Annotated in this window: 19 protein-coding genes and 1 tRNA gene; 8 read left to right on the forward strand and 12 right to left on the reverse strand. The window is 64.4% G+C overall.

Going from position 1 to position 21,495, the window contains the following annotated elements; all coding sequences use genetic code 11:
- Nucleotides 1-21 precede the first annotated feature (21 nt).
- Genes ABS88_RS02540 through ABS88_RS02555 form a run of 4 tightly spaced genes read right to left on the reverse strand, consistent with a single transcriptional unit; the run spans nt 22 to nt 4,315 of the window.
- The gene (locus ABS88_RS02540) at nt 22-849 is read right to left on the reverse strand and encodes a mycofactocin-coupled SDR family oxidoreductase (protein WP_104959513.1); all 828 of its coding nucleotides are present in this window, start codon (nt 847-849) and stop codon (nt 22-24) included.
- A complete protein-coding gene (locus tag ABS88_RS02545; protein WP_104959514.1) occupies nt 846-1,655 on the reverse strand; it encodes an SDR family oxidoreductase in 810 nt (269 codons plus the stop codon). Before ABS88_RS02545 ends, ABS88_RS02540 begins: the two co-directional genes overlap by 4 nt.
- Nucleotides 1,636-3,189, reverse strand: a complete 1,554-nt coding sequence (locus tag ABS88_RS02550; RefSeq protein ID WP_286748977.1) for a long-chain-fatty-acid--CoA ligase — start codon at nt 3,187-3,189, stop codon at nt 1,636-1,638. The genes ABS88_RS02545 and ABS88_RS02550 overlap by 20 nt, the downstream gene beginning before the upstream one ends.
- A gap of 10 nt (nt 3,190-3,199) precedes the next feature.
- Complete coding sequence (locus tag ABS88_RS02555) at nt 3,200-4,315, reverse strand: CaiB/BaiF CoA transferase family protein (protein WP_104959516.1); 1,116 nt, start codon at nt 4,313-4,315, stop codon at nt 3,200-3,202.
- Between the two features lie 144 nt (nt 4,316-4,459).
- Here ABS88_RS02555 and ABS88_RS02560 point away from each other — a divergent pair, with 144 nt between their 5' ends.
- Nucleotides 4,460-6,787, forward strand: coding sequence for a TonB-dependent receptor (locus ABS88_RS02560; RefSeq protein ID WP_158682138.1), 2,328 nt, complete (start codon nt 4,460-4,462; stop codon nt 6,785-6,787).
- Nucleotides 6,788-6,887: 100 nt separating this feature from the next.
- The gene (locus ABS88_RS02565) at nt 6,888-7,538 is read left to right on the forward strand and encodes a TetR/AcrR family transcriptional regulator (RefSeq protein ID WP_104959518.1); all 651 of its coding nucleotides are present in this window, start codon (nt 6,888-6,890) and stop codon (nt 7,536-7,538) included.
- Here the strand turns inward: ABS88_RS02565 and ABS88_RS02570 are convergent.
- The 7 genes from ABS88_RS02570 to ABS88_RS02600 all read right to left on the reverse strand — a co-directional run bounded on the left by ABS88_RS02570 (nt 7,508) and on the right by ABS88_RS02600 (nt 14,119).
- Entirely contained in the window at nt 7,508-9,076 is a 1,569-nt protein-coding gene (locus ABS88_RS02570; RefSeq protein WP_104959519.1) for an AMP-binding protein, read from the reverse strand. The two genes, ABS88_RS02565 and ABS88_RS02570, sit on opposite strands and share 31 nt — an antisense overlap.
- A gap of 10 nt (nt 9,077-9,086) precedes the next feature.
- Complete coding sequence (locus ABS88_RS02575; RefSeq protein ID WP_104959520.1) at nt 9,087-10,253, reverse strand: acyl-CoA dehydrogenase family protein; 1,167 nt, start codon at nt 10,251-10,253, stop codon at nt 9,087-9,089.
- 76 nt (nt 10,254-10,329) lie between these two features.
- Nucleotides 10,330-11,211 carry an SDR family NAD(P)-dependent oxidoreductase gene (locus ABS88_RS02580; protein WP_199775069.1) on the reverse strand — a complete coding sequence of 294 codons (882 nt, stop codon included), beginning with the start codon at nt 11,209-11,211 and terminating at the stop codon, nt 10,330-10,332.
- The gene (locus tag ABS88_RS02585) at nt 11,208-11,894 is read right to left on the reverse strand and encodes a 2-oxo acid dehydrogenase subunit E2 (protein ID WP_104959522.1); all 687 of its coding nucleotides are present in this window, start codon (nt 11,892-11,894) and stop codon (nt 11,208-11,210) included. Before ABS88_RS02585 ends, ABS88_RS02580 begins: the two co-directional genes overlap by 4 nt.
- 1 nt (nt 11,895) lies before the next feature.
- Nucleotides 11,896-12,135 (reverse strand): biotin/lipoyl-containing protein, encoded by a 240-nt coding sequence (locus ABS88_RS02590; protein WP_158682140.1) that lies wholly within the window; start codon nt 12,133-12,135, stop codon nt 11,896-11,898.
- A gap of 2 nt (nt 12,136-12,137) precedes the next feature.
- Nucleotides 12,138-13,154, reverse strand: a complete 1,017-nt coding sequence (locus ABS88_RS02595; protein ID WP_104959524.1) for an alpha-ketoacid dehydrogenase subunit beta — start codon at nt 13,152-13,154, stop codon at nt 12,138-12,140.
- The gene (locus ABS88_RS02600; protein ID WP_158682142.1) at nt 13,151-14,119 is read right to left on the reverse strand and encodes a thiamine pyrophosphate-dependent dehydrogenase E1 component subunit alpha; all 969 of its coding nucleotides are present in this window, start codon (nt 14,117-14,119) and stop codon (nt 13,151-13,153) included. The genes ABS88_RS02595 and ABS88_RS02600 overlap by 4 nt, the downstream gene beginning before the upstream one ends.
- A 214-nt stretch (nt 14,120-14,333) precedes the next feature.
- Here ABS88_RS02600 and ABS88_RS02605 point away from each other — a divergent pair, with 214 nt between their 5' ends.
- The 4 genes from ABS88_RS02605 (at nt 14,334) to ABS88_RS02620 (ending at nt 18,973) form a co-directional block, all read left to right on the forward strand.
- Nucleotides 14,334-15,812 carry an acyl-CoA dehydrogenase family protein gene (locus ABS88_RS02605; protein ID WP_158682144.1) on the forward strand — a complete coding sequence of 493 codons (1,479 nt, stop codon included), beginning with the start codon at nt 14,334-14,336 and terminating at the stop codon, nt 15,810-15,812.
- Nucleotides 15,809-16,264, forward strand: a complete 456-nt coding sequence (locus ABS88_RS02610; RefSeq protein ID WP_104959527.1) for a MaoC family dehydratase — start codon at nt 15,809-15,811, stop codon at nt 16,262-16,264. Before ABS88_RS02605 ends, ABS88_RS02610 begins: the two co-directional genes overlap by 4 nt.
- 151 nt (nt 16,265-16,415) lie before the next feature.
- On the forward strand, nt 16,416-17,657 hold the full coding sequence (locus ABS88_RS02615) for an acetyl-CoA hydrolase/transferase family protein (RefSeq protein ID WP_104959528.1): 1,242 nt from the start codon (nt 16,416-16,418) through the stop codon (nt 17,655-17,657).
- Nucleotides 17,654-18,973 carry an MFS transporter gene (locus ABS88_RS02620; RefSeq protein ID WP_104959529.1) on the forward strand — a complete coding sequence of 440 codons (1,320 nt, stop codon included), beginning with the start codon at nt 17,654-17,656 and terminating at the stop codon, nt 18,971-18,973. Before ABS88_RS02615 ends, ABS88_RS02620 begins: the two co-directional genes overlap by 4 nt.
- Nucleotides 18,974-19,154: 181 nt before the next feature.
- Here ABS88_RS02620 and ABS88_RS02625 read toward each other — a convergent pair.
- Nucleotides 19,155-19,231, reverse strand: a tRNA-Pro gene (locus tag ABS88_RS02625).
- A gap of 266 nt (nt 19,232-19,497) precedes the next feature.
- Here ABS88_RS02625 and yajC point away from each other — a divergent pair.
- Nucleotides 19,498-19,827: a preprotein translocase subunit YajC gene (gene yajC / locus ABS88_RS02630; protein ID WP_067105717.1), complete on the forward strand. Its 330-nt coding sequence runs from the start codon at nt 19,498-19,500 to the stop codon at nt 19,825-19,827.
- Nucleotides 19,828-19,876: 49 nt separating this feature from the next.
- Nucleotides 19,877-21,490, forward strand: coding sequence for a protein translocase subunit SecD (gene secD / locus ABS88_RS02635; protein ID WP_076075822.1), 1,614 nt, complete (start codon nt 19,877-19,879; stop codon nt 21,488-21,490).
- The last annotated feature ends 5 nt before the right edge of the window (nt 21,491-21,495 follow it).

Below are 21,495 nucleotides of genomic sequence, written 5' to 3' on the forward strand. Positions count from 1 at the left end.
ACTGGACCCACCTTCATATCCTCACTTGATCAGGAAACCGGCATCGACCGGAAGCGCCACGCCGGTTATGAAACGCGCCTCGTCGGAACACAGCCAGAGTATCGCATTCGCCACATCCTCCGCTTCCACCCATGGAGTCGGCAGAATATTGATGCGCGCGGCAGCTTTCTCGATGTCCGCAGCGGTCGGATGCTCAAGATCCGGTCTGAACAGCCGGAAATGAGCCTCATGCTCTATCATCGGGGTCCGGACGGTCGTCGAACACACCGCGTTCACGCGTATCCATTTCGGTCCCAACTCTGCGGCCAGGGATTGCATCAGGCCGATGACACCGTGCTTCGCCGCCGAATAATGCGAAACGCCGGGAAGCGCCTTGATGCCGGTGGCAGAGGCGGTGAAAATGATCACGCCATTTTCTGTCGCGCGCAGATGGGGGATGGCGGCGCGGCAGGTCCGCCAGGCCCCCGAAAGATTGACCTCGATCATTCGGTCCCATTGCTCTGTCGTCAACTGGTCGGAAGCACCCATTCCGGAAATTCCGGCGTTGGCGATCACGAAGTCGAGCCGGCTGAATGTTTTGACACCGCAGTCGATGGCATGCTCGATCGCCGCCAGATCCCGGATGTCTCCGTGCTTTGCGACGATCTGCCGGCCTTGCGCCTGAACGGCGGCGACGGTTTCTTCGAAATCGGCGGGTATCGAGGAAGGTGAATCCGGTGCGACCGCGCCGCATATGTCGAGGGCGATAATATCCGCTCCTTCGCGGGCGAATGCGACCGCGACCGCCCGGCCTTGCCCTCGCGCCGCCCCGGTGACGAACGCCACTTTCCCTTCAAAACGTCCTGTCATGCCCTGACCTTTTCAGGCGCCCATGCGTGAATGCCTGCACCCAGATGCGCGCCACCGTCGATTTGCAGCAACTGTCCGGTGATCAGTTGCGCCGCGTCGCTGGCGAGAAAGGCCACGAGCTCTGCAATGGCTTGCGTGTCGGTGCCGCGACCGAGCGGGATGGCGTCCATTCTTTCGAGCGCGCGTTCCCGCGCCGTCGGATCCAGATTCTCGGTAAAGACGATTCCGGGGCCGATGCAGTTGAGGCGGATTCCCTGGCTACCCCATTCGAGCGCGAGCGTTCTCGTCAGGCCGAGAACGCCCGCGCGGGCTGCAACGCCGTGGGCGGCGCCCATGATGCCCCGATCTATGCCGGTGAGCGACATATTGACGACGGCGCCGCGGCGTCTGGCCAGATGCGGGTGCGCCGCAAGGATAAGGCTGAAGACGGCGGACAGATTGAGATCGATCACGGCATCCCAGCCGCGTCGCGAAATCTGCGTCGCCGGAGCATAGAACTGGCCACCGGCATTGTTCACCAGCAGGTCGATTCCATGATCCCCCGCCACTTGCGAGATCATCTCGGCCGCCATGTCCGCGTTTCGCACGTCACATGCGACGGCCGCGACGCAACCGCCTCGCTCCCCGGCTTGCTTCGCCGTTTCCTCGAGCGTTTCAAGATGCCTCCCGACCCCCGTCACATGCGCTCCGAGCGCAGCAAGACGAAGCGTAATGGCCCGACCGATACCGCTCCCGGCACCTGTGACCAGACAACGCCGCCCGGCGAGGCATGCATCGGCGAGAACCTCAGCTGATCCGCCGCTCATGGCCGCTCCAATAGATATCTCGAAGGGTTCGCTTGAGGATTTTTCCGGACGCGTTGCGCGGCATTTCCTCAACAAAATCGATGGATTTCGGGCATTTGTAGGCGGCAATGCGTTCGCGCGCCCACGCGATCAGCTCCGCCTCGTCGGGCCGTTCGCCGCGCGGCAGCACGATGGCCTTTACCGCTTCGCCCCACCGCGCGTCGGGGACGCCGATGACGGCGACGGCATCCACGGACGGATGCGCGGCCAGGACATGTTCGATCTCGATCGGATAGACATTCTCGCCGCCCGTCACGATCATGTCCTTGATGCGGTCGGTGAGGAACAGATAGCCGTCGTCGTCGAGAAACCCGGCGTCTCCGGTCCGGAGCCAGCCGTCGCCGGTTATCACCGCGGCCGTTTCCTCGGGTTTTCGCCAATAGCCTTCCATCATGCCGGGGCTGCGGCCCCACACCTCGCCGACGACGTGCCTCGGGCAATCGCGGTCGGTTTCGGGGTCCACGACCCGCACGTCGCCCCACGGGACCGCCGTGCCGGCGGAACGAAGGCGCCCGCGATGTTCGTCGTCGAGCGCATGATCCTCGGACCGGAGAATCGTGATCGTGCCGTTGATTTCGGTGAGGCCATAGCCTTGCACGAGGCCGCACGGCAGCACGGTCAGCGCCCGCGCCAACACCGGTTCGGTTATCGGCGCCGCGCCATAGAGTATCTTGCGCAGTCGCGACAGGTCGCGTGGCGGACTGTTCTCGATGGCTCCGATCACCTGCTCGAGCATGATGGGCGCCATCATTGCATTGGTCACCTGCTCCGATGCCAGCAGATCGGCGACCGCATTCGCTTCGAACTCCGAGACCAGTATGTCATGCCCTCCGCACGAGAGGGCGAGCAGTCCCCAGCAGGCGCCGGCGGTGTGGAAGGTCGGCATGCAGACAAGGCTGACGCTATGCTCGTCAAAGGCCCACGCCTCGGCGGCACCGGGCATGATCGACCAGAGGCTTTGATGGGTGAAGGCGACGCCCTTGGCATGGCCGGTCGTTCCCGACGTGTAGCAGATCATGCAGATGTCGCCCTGACGGGAAACACGCGCCCGCGGAGCGTCGTCGGCGGATCGCATCCGGCGGGCGTAGCCGTCGGCAGAGGGGTCGTCGAAGTCGAGACGGATCGGAGGTTCGTTGAGCCCGCGGCACGCGTCGTCGAGCAGCCCCATGGCCGCCCGCGACGCCAGCGCGACACGCGGCGAGCAATCCTCCAGTTGCGCGGCGAGTTCAGCCGCGCTCAGCCGCCAATTCATGCCGACCGAGATCGCTCCCAGCTTCGCGACTGCGAATATAACGTCGAAATGCTCGGCACGGTTGCGGCCGAGAAAGGCGACGCGATCGCCTTGTGCGACACCCAGCCGGGCGAGCAGATCGGCGGTGCGATTGCTGTCGCGCTCGAGTTGCGCGAAGCTGCGTGTGCGCCCTTCGAAGCTGAGCGCGGGGTGGTCGGGCGTGGCAACTGCGAAGTGGCGCACGATGTCGTCAATGGTCTGCATGATATCCATTCTACAGCCAGACCTTGCCCGACTGCACCGCCATATGCTCGCTGTTGAGCACGGGAGCGGGCGCCAGATCCCCGACACCGGGCAGCGGGGGGCGGAGCCATCCATCGGCCGCGACTATTCTGCGCTCGCTGAGCCAGGGGTCCGCAAGCGCTTCCGAAGGGGTGAGCAGGGGGTCCGCCGGGACGCCGGCTTGCTCTAGCCGCTCGATCCATTGCGCCATGCCGCGGCTGGCGAAGGCGCGCGAAAGGATATCGGCCAAAACGGCGGCCTGGGCCCGGCGCTTGCGCCAGTCCCATTCTTCGCTTCCCGCAGGAAAGACGAAACCTTCCTCGCTCAAGGCGTTGACCAGCGCGCGCCACAGCCGCGGCTCGATGGCGCCGATCGCGATCGCGCGCCCGTCGCCGGTTTCATATATGTCGTTGGCGGGCTCCAGATAACGCGTCCAGGCCGCGTCGTCGCCACGCTCTTGCGCTGACGCCCGCCATGTCAGCCAGTGCAGCATGACTTCCTGCATCGCGATTTCCAGCGTGGCGCCGACGCCCGTCCGCGACCGCTGTATCAGCGCAGCGAGAATGGCCTGGACCGCCATGGCGGCACCGCCGAGGTCGGCGACAGGCATGGCGGGCCGGGTCGATCGCCGCCCTTGTCCCGACCATGTCGTCGGGAGAGCGAGTGCTCCCGACCGCGCCAGAAAATTGAGGTCATGGGCCGGAGCCGTCTCACGCGATCCTCGTCCGAACCCGCTGATCGCGCAATAGACGAGCCGCGGGTTCAATGTCCGCAGCATATCCGCACCGACACCGAGCCGGTCGGCGACACCGGGCCGGAAGTTTTCGACGACCACGTCGGCCGAGCGGGCGATATCGAGCAGTCGCTCTCGCCCTTCGTCCCGCTTCAGATCGAGCTCCACGGACCGTTTGCCGCGATTGTAGCTGTCGAAAAAAGCGCCGTCATAAAGATGTCGGCCCGGTTCTCCGCCGGGCGGCTCCACTTTCAGGACATCGGCCCCCAGCCAAGCCAGGTGCAGAGCGCAAACCGGGCCCGGGAGCAGCATGCCGAGGTCGATGACCCGAATCCCTGCAAGCGGGCTATCAGGAGTGGCTGTGCGGCTGTTCATAACGACCTACTGGGTAGTATGACGCAGGAATGTCCGTCAACCCCTCTTGACAGGGGTAGCTTAAAATACATACTACTGAGTAGGTCATAAAAATTGATCCTGAAGATAATGGGGTCCGGAAATCAATTGTGGGAGGAAATTTACATGCAGAAGCATCTCATACCATCGCTCCTGGCTCTGTCGGCGGGGCTGATTTCGGTGCCTGCGGTCGCGCAGGATTCCGCGGCGGACGCATCCTCTCCGGCTGCTCAGCGCGATCGATCGGGCAACCAGCTCCAGGACATCGTCGTTACGGCCCAGAAGCGTGAGGTCGGCCTGCAACGGTCGGCGATCGCAGTGAGCGCCCTGGGTGGCGAGACGCTCGCGGAAGACCGGATTCTGAGCTTTGAGGACGTCGCCAAACGAACGACGTCGCTGTCTTTCACCGCGATCTCCGGCCTCGACCAGGAATTCAACATTCGCGGCATCACAAACACCCGGCTCGATTCGCCGTCGGCCGACCAGTCAATCGGCATTTTCATCGACGATGTTTACGTCGGGCGCCCCGGGCTGTTCAATTTCGACCTTTATGACGTCGAACGCGTCGAGGTGGTGCGCGGCCCGCAAGGCGTGCTGCTTGGCAGAAATGTGGTGGGCGGTGCGATCAACATCATCACCGCCAGCCCCAGCTTCACGCCGTCCGGCAGCTTCAGCATATCCTATGGCAATCTGGACGACCTGCTGGTTCGCGGGCATGTGACCGGGGGCCTGTCCGATACCGTCGCGGCGCGGTTCTCGTTTCAGACTCATCGCAACAGCGGTTATTCACGCGACCTCCTCAACAATCGGAACCTCGATGATGTCCGCAGCCTCCAGGCTCGCGGACAATTGCTGTTCGAACCGCAGGATTCAGACTTTCGGGCACGCCTGATCGTTGACGTGACCCACGACGAATCGAACGGAATCGCGCAGATCGCTATCGACGGGCCCGATGCGGGCCGTGGACCGTGGAGCGCGGCACGGGAGCAAATCGGGGCTCTGCGCGGCAGGCCGCTCACGATCCGTGAGGCGTTGCCGCAGCATCCGATCTTCGCGGGCGATGCGGCCGCCACGCCCCAGGGCATGGTGCGCGACGCCATCGGCGTCAATGCGCAGATCAGCAAGGGCCTCGGCGACATCGCCACGATCGAAGCGGTGATCGGCTACCGGGACGGCAAGGCCAACAGCCAATATGACCAGACCGGTCTCGGACCCATCAACGGATATGGCGTTATTTCGCCCACGCTGTTCACCACGCCGGTCGGCGAAAGCGAAGATGCGCGCCAGTTCTCCCAGGAACTGCGGATCGTTTCCAAGCCGGTGGATGTCGGTTTCGACTGGATTGTGGGCGCCTATCATCAGCGCGACAATGTCACCAAGATCGACCATTTCTGGGGCGAAGTGCCGATGGTGGCGCTCGATCAGCTTTCCGGCGAATCGCTCTGGCATAACCATGCGATCAGCGAGACCTGGGCGGCGTTCGGCCAACTTGGCTATCGTTTCTCGCCTTCGTTGCGCGCGGTCGCGGGCCTTCGCTATTCGCACGACAAGAAGCGGGGAAGGGTGGCCGGAACGGCGGTCGAGACGGGTGACCGCTTCAATCCCGGCGGAACGGTGCCCCTGTCGCCGCTCGGGGTCGGGCTGGCTACTGGAGAATCCTTCGATGCCGACTATAGCGACAGCTGGAGCAAGCTGACGCCCCAGTTCACGCTGGAGTTCACGCCGACGCCCCGTTTCCTCGTCTATGCGACCTATTCTGCCGGCTACAAGGGCGGTGGATTTGAAGATACGCCTGCAAACGCCATCGCCGCGCGCATCAGCTACGATCCTGAAACCGTCCAGAATTACGAGCTTGGCGCCAAATGGGATTTTCTCGACCGACGCGCTCGCCTCAACGTCGCGCTGTTCCAGATGGATTACCGCGACCTTCAGGTGACGCAGACCGACAGCAATTGCCTTTGCAGCGTGACCGACAACGCGGCCGATGCGCGTATTCGGGGAATCGAGCTTGAGGCTCAGCTGATCCCGATCACCGGATTGCAGCTGTTCGGCAGCCTGACGGTGCTCGATACGAAATATATCGATTTCACCGACTCGCTCGGCAACGACAACACCGGAAAATTCCTGCAGCGCACTCCCAAATCGCAATATAATGTTGGATTCCAGTATGACCTGCCGGTCGGCGCGAACGGGGATGAAATCAGCCTGCGCGCCAACTATACGCACAAGGGCAAATCCTACTGGTTCCCGACCAATGCCCAATATGAGAAGCCTTACGGCCTTCTCGACGCGCGCATCTCCTTCAAGTCTGCGGATGGATGGACGGCGGCCCTGTGGGGCCGGAACCTCACGAACGAGGCCTATCGCGTCAACGTCAACTATGCGCTGAACGACGAAGTGTCGCGCTTTGCCGCCCCGCGCACCTATGGCGCGGAAATCTCGTTCCAATTCTGAAGCGGGCAGGCTGGTCTTGTGGTCAGCCTGCTCGACAAGACTTTGCGGGATGGAGTAGCGCTCGCTAGATAAGCATGAGGGGGAACCGAAGCTGACTGACATGACAGAACCCAAGCCGTCCGGAAAACGCGTTGCGACCAGAGCACGGCCGAACAGGAATGAAGAGGGACGGCAGGAGATTCTGGTCGCCGCCACCGACGCCTTCATGCGCCTTGGATATGCGCGGGCATCGATTGACGAAATCGCCGATCAGATGGGTGCGACGAAGGGCCGCGTCTATCATTATTATCGCAGCAAGGCGGATATCCTCATGGACATCCATCGCCATGTGCTGGAGATGATGTTCGACGCCGTCCAGGCCGAACGCGATGCAGCCGGTAACCCGGTCGAAGCGCTTCGCGCGATGGCGCGGCGCCACGCATTGATCGTGATGGAGAATCTCGCCTTCACGCGCGTCACGCTGTTGTCCACGACCGATTTGTTCGTGAACGAGAAGCAGCAGGATTTCGTAAGCGATATCGCGAAGATCAGGCGCAATTACGAAATGCTGTTCGTCGCCACGCTGGAACGCGGGATGGAAACCGGCGTGTTTCGCCAGACCGACGCAAAGCTGCTGGCCAAGCCGCTGCTGGGGTCGCTCAACTGGACCACGATGTGGTACATTGATCGTGAGCAGACGACCGATGAGGGGCGCGCCAAAATCGCCGACATCATCGTGGATTATATTCTGGAAGGCGTCACGGCGAGATAGCCGGCCGCGACATCCCGCAAAATGTCCTTGCGAACCTTTGTGGCGTTCGCACTGACGGTGACCGGGATGTCGAAATCCATCACGATACGCTCGGGTACCTTGTAGCGTGCGAGTGTGGAGGCGACGAACGACCGCAGATCGGCTTCCGCGACATCGGCGCCCGGACGAAGACGCGCGAAGGCCACCGCGACATCGCCTTCGTTCGGCCGCTTCGCGCCGACGACATGGGCCTCGTCGACCGCTGGGTGAAGGCAAAGGGCGGCCTCGATTTCGGACGGGTCGACCAATGTGCCGCGCAGGCGCAGGGCGTCTCCCATCCTGGCGATGAAATGAAAGCCGTCGCTAGCGCGCTCGCCGAGATCGCCCGTGCGAAACCAGCCGTCTTGCGTGAATGCCGCACGGGACGCGTCGCAGTCGTCAAAATAGCCCTGGGTCACGGTGGGCCCCGCCAACTGGATTTCTCCTTGCCCGCCGATCCGGGCCGGCTCGCCCGAATCCGGGTCGACGACACGAAATCTGGTCGCGCTGTCGAGCAATGGTCCGCCAGCCAGTTCGCGAAGCGCGCGGGGGGCTTCGGGGCCGCAGCCCGCCACGAAGGCCAGCGCTTCGGAGGATCCATAGGCTTGGGCGGCCCGCAGACCGGGACCGCAACGCTCCACGGCATCGATGACGTCCGCGGGCGATCGCCCGGTGAAGGCGCCGAAATAGCAGCTGCGCCAGGATCGCAGGGGTAACGCCGACGGGGCGAGGGCGTCGATGATGGCAAGGATGAGGTTGTCGCCGCCGTGCACATGGGCCACGGCGAGGCGTTCTATCGTCTTCCCGGCCTTTTCCGCGTCGAAGACGGGCATGAGCACCGCGGTTCCGCCCGCCATGAGCGTGGCGAGGGTAATGCCCAGGCCCCAGATCCCGCATAGAGGCAGCGCACAAAGGACGAGATCGCCTCCTTCGATGTCGAACCGGCGGCCTGCGGCGGAAAAGCGTATGGCAAGCGCGGACTGGCGGTGGACGGCGAATTTGGGCTGTCCCGTGGAACCGCTCGTTGCAAGCAGGTTGATGGGGGCGTCGGCGGTCAGGCGCCGGGCGGTCCCCTTGGCGAAGTCGGCGTGTGGCGGCGCGGCACCGGTCAAGGGCAGCTTCAGAACCGGCGCATGCGGACCATCCCCAGCCGCTTCGGCCAGAATTCCGTCGAAATCGACGTCGCAGAAGTCCATCGGGCGGATGATCAACGCTGGTCGCGTTCGACGAAGCAGATGACCGATTTCTGTCGCGCGCCACCGCGTATTGATCGGGACGACGACCACTCCGCTATAGGCCGCGGCCAGCTCGATTGCCGGCCATGCGGCAATATTCGGAAGCCACAGCGCGACCCGATCGCCCTGTTCGAGTCCCCTGGCGGCAAATAGCGCGGCCCAGCAGCGCGCCGCTTCGATCAACGTGCCGTAGCGGACGGGCTCGTCGCCTGTGTCGTGCGTGACGATGAGGGCCACGCGCTCGGAATCTTGTTGCTCGATGCGGTCAAACAGCCCTTCGCGCACGCCTGCCTCCTCAATAGGATCGCGGCAAGCCGACCACTTGCTGGGCGATATAGTTCAGCGCCATTTCCTGGCTGATGGGCGCGATACGCATCAGACGCGCTTCACGGAAATATCGCTCCACGTCATATTCCGCGGCATAGCCCAGACCTCCAAGCGTCTGGACGGCCCGGTCGGCGGCGTAAAAGGCCGCATCGGCGCAAAGGAGCTTTGCCATATTGGCTTCGGCTCCGCACGACTCTCCGCGATCATAAAGCCATGCCGCCTTGCGCGCCAGCAGTTCGGCGGCCTGCAAGTTCGCATGGGCCTGGGCTAGCGGGTGCTGGATGGCCTGGTTGGCGCCGATCGGCCTGTTGAAGACGACGCGCTCATTGGCATAGCGGACAGCGCGGCGCAGCGCCGCGTAACCGATGCCGAGAGATTCATGCGCGAGCAGGATCCGCTCGGGATTGAGCCCGTCGAGAAGATAGCGGAACCCTTCTCCCTCTTTCCCGATGCGGGCCGACGCAGGTACTTCGAGATCGTCGATAAAGACTTCGGTCGAGGCCACGGCATTGCGGCCCATTTTTTCGATCGGCCGGATCGAAATCTTCGAACGGTCGATATCGATCAGGAACAGCGTGATGCCATCGGTGGGCTTCGCGCATTCTTCTCGTGGTTTCGTCCGGGTGACGAGGATCATCTTTTCGGAATCGAGGGCCTTGGTGATCCAGATCTTGCGGCCGTTGATGACATAGCCGTTGTCCGTTCGCCGGGCGAAGGTCCGGATGCGTGTGGTGTCCGTGCCGGCATCGGCCTCGGTCACGGCGAAACAGACATGGCATTCGCCGCTCGCAACGCGGGGAAGGAGCGAGCGCCGCAACTCCTCAGAGCCATGTTTGGCCACGACATTGACGCCAAAGATGCTCAGATGCATGGGGCTGCAGCCATTCATGGCTGCGCCGGAGGCCGCGACTTCCTGCAGCAGGATCGCGGCTTCCGTGATGCCGAGGCCGCTGCCGCCATAGGCTTCCGGAATCGCAATTCCGAGCCAGCCTTTCTCGGCAAAGGCATTGTAGAAATCCCAGGGGAACTCGTGTTTCTCGTCGCGCTCGCGCCAATAGGCATCATCGAATGTTCCGGCGAGCGCTCGTACCGCCGACTGCACTTCTTTCTGGGTATCGCTAAGCTCAAAATTCATGGTCAATCCGCCTGTCGCTGTTCAAAAAGGTCGGTCCGGACGGCCGCGGCCGCATGCGGGAAGGGGATGGCTGTCGCTATCCGACGAACATCCGGTGCAACGTATCGGGATCGAGCGGGGCGCCGGGACGCAGGCCGTCGCTCGAGACGACCTTGTCCCACACCGCCTCCAGGCTGTCGCCGCCAGTGATCCGCGCGCCCGGAGAGACGGCTATATGAGCCGACGCGAACCAGTCGCCTCCCGCGACGATGATGGCTCCGCTGGTCTCGAGGTCGTCCGACGCCAGCTTCAAAACGGCGGGCGTCACCTTGTCCGGCGACAGGTTCGCGGCCAATTCGGGCGAAAGGAGATGCTCCGACATCGGAGTCGTCGCAATGGGCGCCAGGCTGTTGACGAGAATCCCGTAGCGCCTGCCTTCGATCGCGAGGACGTTCGCGAGCCCGATAATGCCCATCTTCGCCGCCGCATAGGATGCCTGGGAGAAATTGCCCCACAAGCCGGAGGGGGACGTCACGAGTATCAGCCGCCCGTGACGCTGTTCGATCATCTTCGGCCAGGCGGCCCGGCACAGATGGTGCGTGCCATGAAGGTGGACGTCGATCACGTCGTCCCACTGGCTTGCGGTGGATTTCGCATAGCTTTGATTGCGCTCGATCCCCGCATTGGAAACGAGGATGTCGATCCGCCCGAAAGCCTCTGTTGCCGCATCGACGATGGCTTGTCCCCCGGCGGCGGTGGCGACGCTGTCGGTGTTGGCGACAGCCTCGCCGCCTTTGTTGCAAATCTCCTTAGCCACCAGATGCGCCGTCGACGCGGGTCCCGTATCGGTTTCCGCGCGGCCGATGTCGTTGACCACGACGCGCGCGCCCGCGCGCGCCAGACCAATCGCGTAGCTGCGTCCCAGACCCTGTCCGGCGCCGGTTACCACCGCGACGCGTCCCGCAAGATGTCCCATCATTCGGCCGCTCCCGTCAAAAGCCCGCGCAGCGAAGCGAGATAACGCGCCGCCGTAAGGCCATCGACCATGCGATGATCACACGCGAGTGTCAGATACATCGTCGGCCGCGCGACGACGGCGCCATCGATCACGAAGGGACGCTGCGCCAGAGAGCCGACGAACAGCAAGGCGCTTTGGCGCTGGTTGATGGTGGGGAAGCCCGTATCGATGCCATAAGCGCCGAGATTCGAAATCGTCATCACGGCGCCTTCGAATTGATCGGGTGCCAGCCGCCGCGCGGCTGCGGCCGCTCGCAATTCGACGATCCGGGCGGATATTTCGGGCAATGTGAGGTCGTTCGCGTCCCGCAGGACGGGAGTCATCAACCCATGGTCGGTGGCGACCGCGACGGCGACTGAAATCGTGTCGGGCCTTTCGATCTTGCCGTTGGCGAATATGCCGTTGAGGGCCGGCTCCTCGACCAGCGCCGCTATGGCGGCATGGACGACGATATCGTTGATCGAGATGCGCGGCGCGACGGGATCGTCCGCAAGCCGCGCGCGTTCCGCCGCGAGGCGTGCCTGCATCGGGGCGGCATCGATCAGGATGATTTCGGCAAAATGCGGTATCTCCGACCAGCTTCGCGCCATCGCGCCCGCCATGGCCTTGGGTACGCCCGCCAGCGTTTCGAGCGTGGTGCCCATGTTAGTCCACCTCGTCGGCGCGTGCGATCACCGTTCCCACTTCGACGACATCCCCGTCGGACACCAGTATCTCGCGCAATATACCCGCCCGTGTCGCCTCGACTTCGGTCAGCGCCTTCTCGGTCTCGCATTCATAGAGCGGGTCTCCCACCTCGAATCGCTCGCCGACGGTTCTGAACCAGGCCGTCACCGTGCCTTCTTCCATGGTTTGGCCGAGCTTGGTCAGTTTGATGTCGAACATGTTCATCCCTTTATCCGAGAGGCGCCCAGCACGGTTTCGACTGCATCGACCACCGCCGCGACGGGCGGAGTCAGCAAGCCTTCTAGATCGAGATTCTGTGGCACATAGGTATCGACTCCGCCCACGCGCACGGGGGCGGCGTGAAGCGACGCAAAGCAGTTTTCCACGACCTTGGCGACCAGTTCGCCCGCCAGGCCGCCCGTGACCGGCCCCTCGTGCACGACGACGAGGCGTCCGGTGCGTTTCACCGATGCCAGGATGGCGTCCAGATCCAAAGGACGAATACCCCGCGGATCGATCACTTCGCAGGAAATGCCCCGATCGTTCAGCAGCCCGGCCGCTTCGAGCGCGATGGTGGCCATGCGCGACCAGGCAACGATGGTCACGGCATCGCCCTTGCGCAGCGTCGCGGCAACGCCGAGCGGCACGATATAATCGCCATCGGGCACCGGACCGCGTCGATTGTAGAGGGACTTGTTTTCGAGAAACAGCACGGGGTCGTCGTCCCGGATCGCCGCCTTCAGCATTCCCTTCGCATCGGCGGGCGTCGCCGGCATCGCGACCTTCAGGCCGAAGCTGTGCCAGAAATATTGTGCCAGCGATTGGGAATGTTCGGGACCAAGTCCCCCGACGACGCCCTCGGGCGCGCGAATGACGAGCGGCACGGTTTGCTTGCCGCCATGCATGTAGCGCCACTTTGCGGCCTTGTTGACGATTTCGTCCATCGCGATCAGGGCGAAATCCGCATATTGCAGTTCCACGATCGGGCGCGCCCCGGCGAGCGCTGCGCCCACGCCGCCGCCGACGATGAAGGCTTCGGAAATCGGCGTATCGAAGACGCGATCGGTTCCGAACATGTCGGACAATCCCTTCGAGACGCCGAACACGCCTCCGAATGGGCCGGCGTCTTGCCCCATCATGAAAACGCGCTCGTCGCGCTGCATCTCCTCGATCAGCGCCTCGCGCAGCGCCGCGCGGTAGCTCAGCGTACGCACGCCATTGGCCGGCTCTTCGCTCATGCGGCGCCTCCCGCGCTCAACAGTCCTTCGAAAATTCGCTCGGGCCCGGGCTTGGCGGCCGATAGCGCATGCTCGACAGCGCGTTCCATCGCCTCTGCCTCCTCGGCCCGGATCTGGTCGAGACGATGCTGTTCCACACCTCTTTCGAGAAGCCTCTGCGCCGCGATCGCCTGAGGATCGCGCGTTTTCATCGCTTCCAACTCCGCTTTGTCGCGGTAAGTCTGGGGATCGCCTTCATAATGCCCGCGAAAGCGGAGGGTTTTCGCCTCGATCAACGTGGGGCCATCGCCGGCCCGTGCGCGGCCCACCGCTTCCTCCACGGCATCATGCACCGCCTCTACATCCTGTCCGTCGACGATTTTGCTTGGCATTCCATATGCCAGCGCCCGGTCCGCCACATTTTCGACGGATGTCGCGTCCCGATGCGCGACCGAGACCGAATAACCGTTGTTCTCGCAAAGCCATACCATCGGCAGCTTCCAAAGCGCTGCGGCATTGGCCGCTTCATGGAAGGTCCCCCGATTTGCGGACCCCTCGCCGAAAATGTGGACGGAGACCCGGTCGTCGCCAAGCTTGCGAGCCCCAAGGGCCGCACCCGCCGAGAGAACGAAGCCGCCGCCGAGCGTCCCGCTCGATCCCATCAGGCCAAGCGAGGGGTCGACGGCGTGCACGATGCCCGCCCCGAGGCCGCCCGTCGCGCCGTCCACCCTGCCGAGGAAATCCCCCAGCAGCGGCCCGACCTGCATGCCCTTCGCAAGCAGCTGGGTTACGCCGCGGTGGCTGTAGAACAGCATGTCGTCCGGCCGCAGCGCAGCGCATGTTCCAGTGCCGATCGCTTCCTGCCCGCGTCCCGAATGCAGCAAGATGCGAGCCGTGCCATCCTCGATGAGGCGAAGCACGGCGCGCTCGAGCAATATCGAACGCTCCATGATCCGATAGGCATGCAAGAGCCGTTCGTCAGACATTTGGGCCAAGCGTTCTACTCCCTTTGCTGCCGGCATTCGCGCCGCGAATGTCGCTGTCACGATGCCCGACCAAGCCCCGCATCGCTATTGACCTACTGAGTAGTATGTGTAGATATCCACTGTCAAGCGGCAGGGCGTTCCGGTCTCGTCGCGCCCGAAGCCAAATGAGGTGAAACCCATGAATTCCACTGCGCGAACAGGTGCTTCCGCTTATATGGACGATCAAGCCCTTATCGATCGGGTCGATCGGCTGTGTCGCGACACGCTTGTGCCTATCGTGCGTTCATGGCCCGAACACGACCGCACCTGTCGCCCGCTGATCGAAGCGCTGGCGAGGGAAAATCTGTTCGGACTGGCCCTCCCGGAGGCCTATGGCGGTGCCGGCCAGCTCGACCGCTATTCGCATCTGTTGTGCCTGCTGCGCGAACGCTTCGGCTATCATGAGCCGCTGATAGATACGCATTTTGCCATCCAGGGCCTTGGCACCAGCGCCATCCTTCGCATGGGCAGCGATGACCAGCATGCGCGCTATCTGCCGGGTCTGACGTCGGGCAGCATGCTCTTTTCCTTTGCGCTGACCGAACCTCACAGCGGATCCGACGTTCTCGGAATGAAGACCCGTGCCCGCCGGGACGGCGAGGACTGGATCATCAATGGCTCGAAGATGTTCATTTCCGGCGCACCCGACGCCGATGTCTATATCACCTTCGCCCGGACCGGCGGCGAAGAGGACCGGCGCGCGGTGACGGCCTTTCTCATCGAAAAGGATACTCCCGGTTTCACCGCGCGCGGCGATATCCACCTCCAGGCTCCGCACGCGATCGGCTACCTCGATTTTGACGAATGCAGGGTGTCCGACAGGCAACGGCTCGGGGAATCGGGCGACGGGCTTCGGGCTTCCCTCGGCACGCTGGAGATCTTCCGGCCGTCGGTTGGCGCGGCAACCGTCGGCATGGCGCGGCGCGCGCTGGATCTCGCGCTCGACGTGGCGAAAAGCCGCCAGGCCTTTGGCGCGCCTCTCGCGGCGCTGCCTGGCATCCGACTCAAGCTGGGGCGCATGGCGGCGCTCGTCGCCGGCGGGGCCGCCCTGGTCGCACGCGCCGCGCAGCTTCGCGATGCGGGTCAGCGCACGGTCGTCGAAGGCGCGATCGCCAAGGCTTTCGCGACCGAAGCCGCGCTCGAGGTGATCCACGATTCCCAGCAGATCCACGGCGGACGCGGCGTGATCGTGGGTCAGGAGATCGAGGCGCTCGTTCGCGCCGCCCGGCCCACGACGATTTATGAGGGGGCGTCCGAGGTGCAGCGATCGATCATCGGCCGTGCGGAAGCCAGGCGGGGCGAGGCGGGCGGCGCTCGCGGGCTGACCGCACCCCCGCCCGGAAAGCTCGGCGATCTGCTGGGGGCAGTACGGGCGAGCTATGAAGCCTGGCTTGCCAGTGCTGCGGGGGGGCAGTCGGACGATCCCGCCTTCCATGTTCGCCTGGCCGAGAGTGCGATGGCGATCGAAGCGGCGGAAACGGTCGCGGACGGCGATGCGCGCATGTGGCTGGCGCTGGCCGCGGCGCGGACGCTGGCGGGCGACATTCAGCGCACCGGCAGCCGGGTCTCGACCGCGACGCTTGGCGATGCCGCGGCTGGACTGGGTGCGTCGGAGGACGCGATCGCGCTGCGCCTTGCGGATTCGCTCCTGTGAGCGGCCTGTGGTTCGAGCAGTTCGAGGTCGGCCAGCGGTTCGAGCATCCGTGGCGGCGTAGCGTGACCGAATATGACAACATGCTCTTTTCGAATCTGACGCTGAATGTTCAGCCGCTGCATATCGACTTTGAATTCGCGAAGACGACCGAATTCGGAAGACCTCTTGTGAACTCGCTCTTCACGCTCGGTCTGATGATCGGGATGACCGTGAATGATACCACCCTCGGCACGACGGTCGCCAATCTCGGGATGTCCGACGTGCGCTTTCCCAAGCCGGTCTTTCACGGCGACACGATTCGCGTCGTCACGATCGTCAAGGACAAGCGGGAGAGTGGCTCGCGCCCCGATCAGGGCATCGTGACCTTCGTTCACGAGGCTTATAATCAGGCCGATGAACTGGTGGCCGTGTGTGAGCGGGCCGCGCTGATGCACCGTATGCCCGCGGCATGATCGCCCCCTCGCTCCATTTGCTCATCTCCGCGCCGGCGAACGGCCTCGATGTCATCGACAAGTTGGCGCGGAGGTCGGCCGATCGCTTCGTGATCGACGGGCCTGCGGTAAGGCAAGCCGAAGCTGTGCCGACCGGAGCGAGTGACCGGGGGTGAGGCGCGTCGCGCCTGGAGCGATTGATTTCGCGGCGCTCGTACGTCCGGGCGATACAGTCCTCTTTGCCGAATGCGCGTCCGAGCCCCGGTCCCTTGCGGAAGCCTTTCTGGCGCAGCGATACGCGCTGACGGACGTCTCGGTTTTCGTCGGCATGGGCCTTGCCGGCACGTTTCGGGCCGAGCATGCCGACGCCATCCGCTTTCGCAGCTATGGGGCGTTGGGCACGACGCGGCGGCTCGCGGACGCGGCGGTGCTGGACATCGTACCCGTTTCCATGGGGCGCATTCCGCGATTGCTCGCCGCGCGCCGCATGGTTTTCGATGTCGTGATGATCGCTTTGCCGCCGCCGCGACCGGACGGAAGATATTCGCTCGGGCTGACGGCTCTTTATTTGCGTGATGCCATTCGTCACGCGCGCGTGGTCATTGCAGAGGTCAGCAGCGCGCTGCCTACGCTGCACGGCATCTCCGTGGGGCCGGAGGATATCGACGTGATCGTTCCGACTGATCGCGCGCCGCCGGAACTCGCGGTACATCCGCCCGACGATGTCGCACGCAGGATCGCCGGCCATATTGCCCCTTACGTCGAGGATGGCGCGACCTTGCAACTGGGCGTCGGCAGCGTACCCGAAGCCTTGACCTACCTTATCGGGGATCGCCGCGACCTTGGCATTCACAGCGGCCTTTTGAGCAAGGGATTGGCGGGCCTGATCGAGCGCGGCGCGGCCACGGGCGCACGGAAAAGCCGCAAGCCCGGAATCGCGACGATCGGTTCGGTGATGGGCGATGCCGCCCTTTACAGGTTCGTGGAACGTAATGCCGCCATCGAACTGGCCGGTGTGGATGAAACGCACCTCGGGGCGATCGAACAAGACAATATGGTCGCGGTGAACGGTGCCTTGTCCGTCGATTTGCAGGGACAGGTGAATGGAGAGATGGCGGGATCACGCTTCGTCGGCGCGATCGGGGGACAGCCCGACTTCGCGCGGGCCGCGGCGCAAGCTCCTGGAGGACGCAGCATAATCGCGCTCAACGCGAGTCCCGGCGACGGGTCCGCAAGCGGGATCACGGCGCGGCCCCTCGCGCGCGTTTCCACGCCGCGCACCGACGTCGACGTCGTGGCGACGCAATTCGGTGCGACGGAACTGCAGGGATGCGATGAGGCCGAGCGGCGGCGGCGTCTGATCGCGATCGCCGATCCGCGGCACAGGGACGCATTGGAGCGCGGCATCATATGACGAAAGGCGACGGCGCACCCACTGCACCCCTTCCGCTCTATCCGCCCGGTCGAACGGCGTGGTGGACGGTCGCCGTGCTGTTTGCCGCCTATCTGATTTCCTTTGTCGATCGGGTGCTCATCGGGCTGCTCGTCGAACCGATCCAGGCGGACCTCGATCTCAGCGACACCGAATTCGCCTTGTTGCAGGGGGTGGCCTTCGCGCTCCTCTACACGCTGCTCGGCCTGCCTTTCGGATGGCTGGCGGATCGTTTCTCGCGCCCTATGCTCGTCGCCGCCGGCAGCGCCATCTGGTGCGCCTCCACGGTTGCGTGCGGATTTTCGCATAGCTTTGGGCAGCTTCTGGCGGCGCGCCTGGGCGTGGGCGCGGGAGAGGCTGCCTTGCCGCCTTCCGCCATCTCGCTGATTTCCGACTCCTTTCCGCCGGAGAAGCGTGCCCTGGCGATGAGTGTCTATACCGCGGCATCGAGCATGGGCGCAGGCGCGTCCCTGATTGTCGGGGGCCTGGTGGTCGCTCTAGTCGCATCGACCCCAAGCTTCGCCATGCCGTTCGTCGGCGACATCGCATCCTGGAAAGCTGTCTTCATCATCGTCGGAGCGGGCGGATTCATCGTCACGGCGGCGGCGCTGACGATGACCGAACCGCGCCGTGGATCCGGCGCTTCGCTCAAGCCGCAGGGCGGACCATCGCTCTACGCTCATCTGCGGCTGCACCGCCGGTCGCTGGGGCCGCTCCTGATGGCGATGACGCTCTATGCCGTTCTCGCCTATGGGCTTCTGGGCTGGATTCCCGCCTTCTTCATGCGGAGCTACGGCATGTCCCCGGGCGAGGTCGGTCTGCAATACGGGCTGGTGCTGTTGCTTTTCGGCGGCGCCGGCGGGCTGTTCGGTGCCTGGCTCGCCGGCAGGATTCCGGCGCGGTGGGGGACGCCCTCGCTGATCGCATGCGCCGGCGCTGCGGCGTTGGTCGCTCCGTTGATGGCGCTCGGCTTTGCCAGCAGCACTGCCTCGGCGGCCCTCGCGTGGCTGGCGGCGGGCCTGTTCGCCTATACCGTGCCTTCCGGCCTCGGCATCGCGGCTTTTCAGGCGGCTATTCCGCCTCATCAACGGGGCATGGCCGCGGCGCTCTATTATCTGCTTATCGGATTGATCGGCATGACGTTCGGGCCGCTTGGCGTGGCCTTGATGTCGGACCTGTTGTTCGGCGCGGATGGTTTGCGGTGGTCGCTTGCGGCGCTGGTGGCCCTCTGCGCGCCGGGCGCCGCCATATTATTCTACGTTTCGGCGCGGCAGGACATGCCTGTTTCCGGGGATTGATCCCCGTTGATGGCCTCCGGGATTCGGACGACAAGGGAGCGCTTACGAGCCTTCCCGAGCGGCCAGGTGTTCTGGATTGACCGCACCACCAGTGCACCACCAGCGGGTGGCGAATAGGCGCGAATCGAAGTCCAGCCGCCAAGCGGACTCGCATAAGCGATTGAATATAATCGAAGAAAATTGGTCGGGACGAGAGGATTCGAACCTCCGACCCCCACACCCCCAGTGTGATGCGCTACCAGGCTGCGCTACGTCCCGACCGGCCCGATTGGGCAGGCGAGGCCCCTAGCGCGGCTTGACCGGCGATGCAAGGCTCTCCTGAGGAGAGCCGGAGGCGATATGCGACGGACGGATGGCGACCCTTGATCGGCGCTGTCCGGTCCCCATCTTGCCGCGGCCTGTCGCGGGGAGGGCTCAAGCCGCCGGTTGCGCGCGCCGCCCCTGCGTGATAGGCGCCGCGCCAGATTTCTATGCGCCGGCCCTTCCTGCGGGCGGCGGCGCTTTCGAACGGAAAGTTTTCATCCATGTCGACGACACTGCTTCTGACCCAGGCGGCCGGATCGGGGGGCGGGGCCGCCAGCCTGCTGATGCTGGCGCCCTATGTCCTGATCTTCGTTGTGTTCTGGTTCTTCCTGATCCGCCCGCAGCAGGTGCGGATGAAGGAACATCGCGCCAAGATCGCGGCGGTGAAGCCGCGCGACCAGGTCGTTACCGGCGGCGGCATCGTCGGCAAGGTGACGCGCGTCGACGATGATTTCGCCGATGTCGAAATCGCGCAGGGCGTGAAGATCAAGGTCGTCAAATCGACCCTGTCGGACGTTCTCCAGCCCGGCGGCAAGCCCGCCAACGACTGATGCGGCGGCGGCGACCGCCGCTTCCGCCCAGACCAACGGAATCCCAGTCATGCTCGATTTCCCGCGCTGGAAGACCCTCGGCATCAGCCTCATCCTGCTGGCCGGCATCCTCTTTTCCATTCCCAGCTTCCTGCCGACGAAGGCATTCGAAAGCCTTCCCGGCTTTGCCCAGATCAAGGTCAACCTCGGCCTCGACCTTGCGGGCGGCAGCCACCTTCTGCTCGAGGCCGACGTCGCCGACCTGCAGAAGACGCAGCTGGCCAACATGGAAAAGACGGTGCGTACCGCGATGCGCGGCGAACGCGGCGCCGACGACGACATCGCGATCGGCGAACTGTCGAATGCGGGCGGCAAGATCAGTTTCCTCGTCCGCGACCAGACGAAGCTCGATGCCGCGCGCGAGCGGCTGTTTGCCGAGACGCAGGGCGCCGGGCTGACCGGCCAGCGCGACTGGAACATCGACGTCGTCGACACGACGCGCATCGTGCTGACCCCGACCCGCGCCGGGCAGGCACAGGCGGTCAGCCGCGCGATGGATACCGCGCGCGACATCATCGACCGCCGCGTCAACGCGCTCGGCACGCGCGAGCCGACGATCATCCGCCAGGGTGACGACCGGGTCGTCGTCCAGGTGCCGGGGCTTCAGGACCCGAAGGCGCTGAAGGACCTGATCGGCAAGACCGCGCGGCTCGAATTCCGCATGGTCGACGCCAACGCCGACCCGAACGAGGCGATGCAGGGCCGCGTGCCGGTCGGCAGCGAGATCGTGCCTTATGCCAAGGGCGAAGGCGGCGGGGCGCCTTTCGAGGTGTTGAGCCGACAGGTGATGATCAGCGGCGAGCAGCTCATCGACGCGCGGCAAAGCTATGATCCGCAGTCGAACCAGCCTGTGGTGACGATCCGGTTCGACGCCGCGGGCTCGAGCACTTTCGCGCGCGTCACCGCGCAGAATGTCGGCAAGCGCTTCGCGATGGTACTCGACGGCCAGGTGCTTTCGGCGCCCTCGATCAACGAGCCGATCCTAGGCGGCAGCGCGCAGATTTCGGGCAGCTTCTCGGTCGCCAGCGCCAATGCGCTCGCCATCTCGCTGCGCTCGGGCGCGCTGCCGGTGAAGATGACGGTGGTCGAGGAACGGACGGTGACCCCCGAACTCGGCGCCGATTCGATCGAGAAGGGCGTGATCGCCGGGATCATCGCGACCGTCGCGGTGCTGGTGCTGATGCTCGTCGTCTATGGCCGCTTCGGCGTTTATGCGAACATCGCGCTGATCTTCAACGTCTTCCTGATTATCGCGACCATGGCGGCGTTCAACGCGACGCTGACCCTGCCGGGCATCGCGGGCTTCGTGCTGACCATCGGTGCCGCGGTCGATGCGAACGTGCTGATCAACGAGCGGCTTCGCGAGGAGTTGAAACGCGGACGCCGGCCGTTCCAGGCGGTGGAGCTGGGCTATACCGAGGCGAGCCGCGCGATCTTCGACGCCAACGTCACCAACGTCATCGCGGCGGCGCTGATGTTCTGGTTCGGGTCGGGCCCGATCAAGGGGTTCGCGGTGGTGCTGACCATCGGTATCGTGACCAGCGTCTTCACCGCCGTCACCGTTACGCGCATGTTCGTCGCGCACTGGCTTCGCGCCAAGCGCCCGACGGCGATCCATATCTGAGGGAG

It is taken from the genome of Sphingopyxis sp. SCN 67-31, assembly GCF_001725095.1.

Coding starts and splice junctions, on each gene's coding strand:
- ABS88_RS02540 (WP_104959513.1), bottom strand. CDS start 849: ATGACAGGACGTTTTGAAGGGAAAGTGGCGTTCGTCACCGGGGCGGCG.
- ABS88_RS02545 (WP_104959514.1), bottom strand. CDS start 1,655: ATGAGCGGCGGATCAGCTGAGGTTCTCGCCGATGCATGCCTCGCCGGG.
- ABS88_RS02550 (WP_286748977.1), bottom strand. CDS start 3,189: ATGCAGACCATTGACGACATCGTGCGCCACTTCGCAGTTGCCACGCCC.
- ABS88_RS02555 (WP_104959516.1), bottom strand. CDS start 4,315: ATGAACAGCCGCACAGCCACTCCTGATAGCCCGCTTGCAGGGATTCGG.
- ABS88_RS02560 (WP_158682138.1), top strand. CDS start 4,460: ATGCAGAAGCATCTCATACCATCGCTCCTGGCTCTGTCGGCGGGGCTG.
- ABS88_RS02565 (WP_104959518.1), top strand. CDS start 6,888: ATGACAGAACCCAAGCCGTCCGGAAAACGCGTTGCGACCAGAGCACGG.
- ABS88_RS02575 (WP_104959520.1), bottom strand. CDS start 10,253: ATGAATTTTGAGCTTAGCGATACCCAGAAAGAAGTGCAGTCGGCGGTA.
- ABS88_RS02580 (WP_199775069.1), bottom strand. CDS start 11,211: ATGATGGGACATCTTGCGGGACGCGTCGCGGTGGTAACCGGCGCCGGA.
- ABS88_RS02585 (WP_104959522.1), bottom strand. CDS start 11,894: ATGGGCACCACGCTCGAAACGCTGGCGGGCGTACCCAAGGCCATGGCG.
- ABS88_RS02590 (WP_158682140.1), bottom strand. CDS start 12,135: ATGTTCGACATCAAACTGACCAAGCTCGGCCAAACCATGGAAGAAGGC.
- ABS88_RS02595 (WP_104959524.1), bottom strand. CDS start 13,154: ATGAGCGAAGAGCCGGCCAATGGCGTGCGTACGCTGAGCTACCGCGCG.
- ABS88_RS02600 (WP_158682142.1), bottom strand. CDS start 14,119: ATGTCTGACGAACGGCTCTTGCATGCCTATCGGATCATGGAGCGTTCG.
- ABS88_RS02605 (WP_158682144.1), top strand. CDS start 14,334: ATGGACGATCAAGCCCTTATCGATCGGGTCGATCGGCTGTGTCGCGAC.
- ABS88_RS02620 (WP_104959529.1), top strand. CDS start 17,654: ATGACGAAAGGCGACGGCGCACCCACTGCACCCCTTCCGCTCTATCCG.
- yajC (WP_067105717.1), top strand. CDS start 19,498: ATGTCGACGACACTGCTTCTGACCCAGGCGGCCGGATCGGGGGGCGGG.
- secD (WP_076075822.1), top strand. CDS start 19,877: ATGCTCGATTTCCCGCGCTGGAAGACCCTCGGCATCAGCCTCATCCTG.